3 protein-coding genes, 1 tRNA gene and 2 pseudogenes are annotated in these 3,559 nt (G+C 69.4%); 3 read left to right on the forward strand and 3 right to left on the reverse strand.

Annotated elements, in window-relative coordinates:
* Window positions 1-656: DUF3662 domain-containing protein (locus AOK15_RS32395; protein ID WP_240508701.1), on the reverse strand; the 656-nt coding region annotated here is incomplete at its 3' end.
* 485 nt (window positions 657-1,141) lie between these two features.
* Between AOK15_RS32395 and AOK15_RS32400 the strand changes: the two genes are divergently transcribed.
* Window positions 1,142-1,225: transfer RNA gene (locus AOK15_RS32400), tRNA-Leu, on the forward strand.
* A 231-nt stretch (window positions 1,226-1,456) separates the two neighbouring features.
* Here AOK15_RS32400 and AOK15_RS32405 read toward each other — a convergent pair.
* On the reverse strand, window positions 1,457-1,696 hold the full coding sequence (locus AOK15_RS32405) for a hypothetical protein (protein ID WP_055521890.1): 240 nt from the start codon (window positions 1,694-1,696) through the stop codon (window positions 1,457-1,459).
* Between the two features lie 345 nt (window positions 1,697-2,041).
* On the opposite strand from AOK15_RS32405, the pseudogene AOK15_RS32410 reads away from it, so the two are divergent.
* A pseudogene (locus AOK15_RS32410) lies at window positions 2,042-2,509 on the forward strand (LamG domain-containing protein); the annotation flags it as partial.
* A 170-nt stretch (window positions 2,510-2,679) separates the two neighbouring features.
* Here AOK15_RS32410 and AOK15_RS32415 read toward each other — a convergent pair.
* The gene (locus AOK15_RS32415; protein ID WP_055521892.1) at window positions 2,680-3,333 is read right to left on the reverse strand and encodes an FMN-dependent NADH-azoreductase; all 654 of its coding nucleotides are present in this window, start codon (window positions 3,331-3,333) and stop codon (window positions 2,680-2,682) included.
* Between the two features lie 101 nt (window positions 3,334-3,434).
* On the opposite strand from AOK15_RS32415, the pseudogene AOK15_RS47610 reads away from it, so the two are divergent.
* A pseudogene (locus AOK15_RS47610) lies at window positions 3,435-3,559 on the forward strand (winged helix-turn-helix transcriptional regulator); the annotation flags it as partial.

Genomic DNA, 3,559 nt, shown 5'->3' on the forward strand with positions numbered 1-3,559 from the left:
ACCAGCAGGGCCCCGGGGGCGCCCCGGCGAACGCCGGCGGTGGCCGCCCCGGCGGCTACGGCTACCCGCCCACCGCCGCGCCCGCCGGCGCCCCGCCCATGCCGCCCACGCCGCCGCCCGGCGGCCGTCCCGGCTCGGCCCCCTACCTCCAGCGCGCCGGGCGGCGGCGTGGGCGGCATGGGCGGGGCGCCGGCGGGCGCGGCGGTGGGCGGGTAGCCGTAGCCGCCGGGGCGGCCACCGCCGGCGTTCGCCGGGGCGCCCCCGGGGCCCTGCTGGTCGGTGGAGGAGGCGAGCGTACGGCTGCGCACCCGGTACAGGCCGGTGTCGAGGTCGTCCGCCTTCTCCAGGTGGACCTTGATGGGGCCCATGAAGGTGTATCGCTGCTGCTTGGCGTAGTCGCGCACCATGCCGGCGAGTTCGTCGCCGAGCTGGCCGGAGTAGGGGCTGAGGCGCTCGAAGTCGGGCGTGCTCAGTTCCACGATGAAGTCATTGGGGACGACCGTCCGGTCGCGGTTCCAGATGGTCGCGTTGTTGTCGCACTCGCGCTGGAGCGCTCCCGCGATCTCCACGGGCTGGACCTCGGACTTGAACACCTTGGCGAAGGTGCCGTTGACCAGACCTTCGAGACGCTGCTCGAACTTCTTCAGGACTCCCATGGGGCACCTCCTCCGTCGTCACCGCTCTGCGTACTGCGTCCGTACTGCTTACTGATCGTATCCACGCGCCGGGAAATCGGCTGGTTCCCCCGGTCGGCTCCGTCGGCCGGTGTCACCGGCGCCGACGCCCACTGAGGTCCCCTCCCGGCTTCCCACCGGAGCTCCTCTTCGAACTACCCCCGCCCGAACTCTGCCAAGGATCGTAGAGGCGGCACGAGACCAGTGTCCCGCACCTGACCGTGGACCCTGCCCTCCTCCAGTGGAGATGGCCGGGACCGGTACGAGGTTGATACGTGAACCAGCACTCGTTGATACGTGACGGAACTGGGCAGGTGTTCGGTCCCTGCCGGGGGCTCCGTTCCGGGTGAGCCGGGGCGGGGGCGGCCACGGATAAGGGATGTGAACCCACCCTCTCCAGCGTGCTAATCTTCTGGATGTCGGAAGGCCCCGGCACCGAAAGGGCAGGGCCCGAGGACACACCCAATGCGCGGGTGGCGGAATAGGCAGACGCGCTGGATTCAGGTTCCAGTGCCCGCAAGGGCGTGGGGGTTCAACTCCCCCCTCGCGCACAGTGAAGCGGTCCCATCGTGAAGACGATGGGACCGCTTCTTTTTGTGTCCGAGGGGACTCCCGACGCGCGACCGCCTGGTTCGTGAAGTGTGAGGAGTCTCTCAGCGGATTCAGTAAGGGCTTTCGTGATTTGGGTGGCGTGAGACGGGGTGGGGGCGTGCCGAGTCCCCTGTGCGCGGGCGGGGTCATGTTTCACGTGAAACGTCGCAGAGCGGTCTATCGGTGATGTTCTACGTGAAGCAGCGCGGGGCGTAGCTGGTGAGGCGACGCGCTCGGACCAGCAGGTCCTGGTAGACGGGGTGCTCGGCGATGGCGGGCTGTTGTTGGCAGTGCGTGAGAGGGGGCGGGACCCGGTCGGAGCAGGCGATCAGACCAGTGCGCGTGTGTCGTATGACCGCGTGGAACTCCTGGCGCTCGCCGTCGGAGAGGGCTCGGGGGCGCAGAGCGCTGAACTCGATTGGGCTATCCATGGTCCGGACAGGATCAGCCGGTCGGCCTTCGCGTCGATCGCCAGCCGCTGGGGTGGAGGTATGGGCGGGGAGGCTGACCAGCGTCTATCGGGTTCGCCTGCGGGTGGATTCCCCGTGGCTTCCGGGGGCGCGTGAGGCCGGGTTCGCGCTGGTTTGGCGCCACGCGCGCGGGCGGCGGAGGGTCTTCTGCCCGGGTGCGAGGCCTGTGCATTCCCGTGAGCACCGTTGACGCTCGCTCGCCGCCTACCTATGTTCTGGTCGGCAAATCGCACAACGTTCGTCATTTCGAATGATTGTTGTCTGGTCCCTTGCGTCCCCTGCTCGCCGGCAAGCGGCAGCTGATGCGCCGACGGGGTGCCTCGGTTCGCCGTCACCACCAGCGGGCCGGGCGGCGAGCAGGGGCTCAACGGCACAGCCGCGCTGCCGTTGCACCAGTGGAGCCACTTGGCGGTGACCCTTTCGGGCTCCACGGGCACCCTCTACGTCAACGGCGCAGCCGTCGCCCGGGACGCCTCGATGACGCTCGACCCGTCCGTCCTGGGCACGTCGGCGCGCAACTGGCTGGGACGCTCCGACTTCTCCGGCGACCCGGTGTACGCGGGCGCCTTCGACGAGGTCAAGGTCTGGTCCCGAGCTCTTGCGGCGGACGAGATGACCTCGCTCCAGTCCCACGGGGCCAGGAAATGCTCCGCGAGGCTGGGCGGCCTCGCGTCCTGCTCGTTCGCGGCCGACGGCGGCGGCCCGTTCTGCGACGCCTCCGGACGCGGCCTCACCGGCACCCTGCGCCGCACCTGGGGCGGGCCGAGCCATCCCCGACGGCAGCGCCCTGTACGTCAACCTGTACAGCGCCAGCCCTGAGCCTCATGCGTCTGTGTGGTCATGCTCGACTTCGAGGGGCGGCGCCGGACTGCGGATCTCGTCGTGACGGGGTCGGCCGGCGCGTGGTCGGCAGGTGTGCCGCCGTGCGCCGACCGGTCGACGGGTCACGCGGCCAGACGCTCCGCGAGGGTCTTCGCCTTGGTGGCCGCGTCGTCGAGGGCCTGGGCGCGGGAGGCCTCGGAGAGCGGGATCAGCTCGCTCATCGCCGGGTTGTGCGGCGCCATGGTCAGCTCCGGGACGATGAAGTCGACGTCCAGGCCGAGGGCGTCGGCGAGCACCGCGTTCAGGTAGTTCTGCACGTACTCGAAGGGCTCGCGCGGCGTGCCCGGCGCGTAGGAGCCGCCACGGCTGGCGACGACGGTGACAGGGGTGCCCTTCACCTTCGAGTCCTCGGTCATGGCGGTACGGCCGATGAGGACCACGTTGTCCAGCCACGCCTTGAGGGTCGACGGGATCGAGAAGTTGTACATGGGGGCGCCGATCAGGATCGCGTCGGCCTGCTCCAGCTCGGCGATGAGCTTCTCGCGCTCGGCGAAGGCGGCGGCCTGCCCAGGGGTGTGCGTGGCCGGGTCGGCGAAGCCGGCGGTGTGCGCGTCGGCGCTGATGTGCGGCACGGGGTCGATGTTGAGGTCGCGGTAGATGACCGTGCCGTCCGGATGCTGCTCCTCCCAGGCTTTGCGGAAGGTCTCCGTCACCGCGCGTGACGTCGAGGCGTCGATGGGGAAGACGGACGAGTCCAGGTGGAGAAGGGTGGCCATGGGGCACTCCAAGGAAGTCGCTTCGTTTTCGTACTCGACTATGGATAACACAGTCACTTACTTTTTTTCATCCCCGAACGGGAGCCCAGTACCCTGGACGCATGGCGGAAAAGCAGCAGGAGCTCCATGGCGCCGGTCCGTGCCAGCCGGTCGGGGAAGGCATGACGCGTGTGTTCGCTCTGCTCGGAAAGCGATGGACGGGCCTGATCGTCGCCGCGCTGATGCC

This window comes from Streptomyces ossamyceticus, from assembly GCF_001418475.1.
Classification (GTDB): domain Bacteria; phylum Actinomycetota; class Actinomycetes; order Streptomycetales; family Streptomycetaceae; genus Streptomyces; species Streptomyces ossamyceticus.

Coding starts and splice junctions, on each gene's coding strand:
- AOK15_RS32405 (WP_055521890.1), bottom strand. CDS start 1,696: ATGGATAGCCCAATCGAGTTCAGCGCTCTGCGCCCCCGAGCCCTCTCC.
- AOK15_RS32415 (WP_055521892.1), bottom strand. CDS start 3,333: ATGGCCACCCTTCTCCACCTGGACTCGTCCGTCTTCCCCATCGACGCC.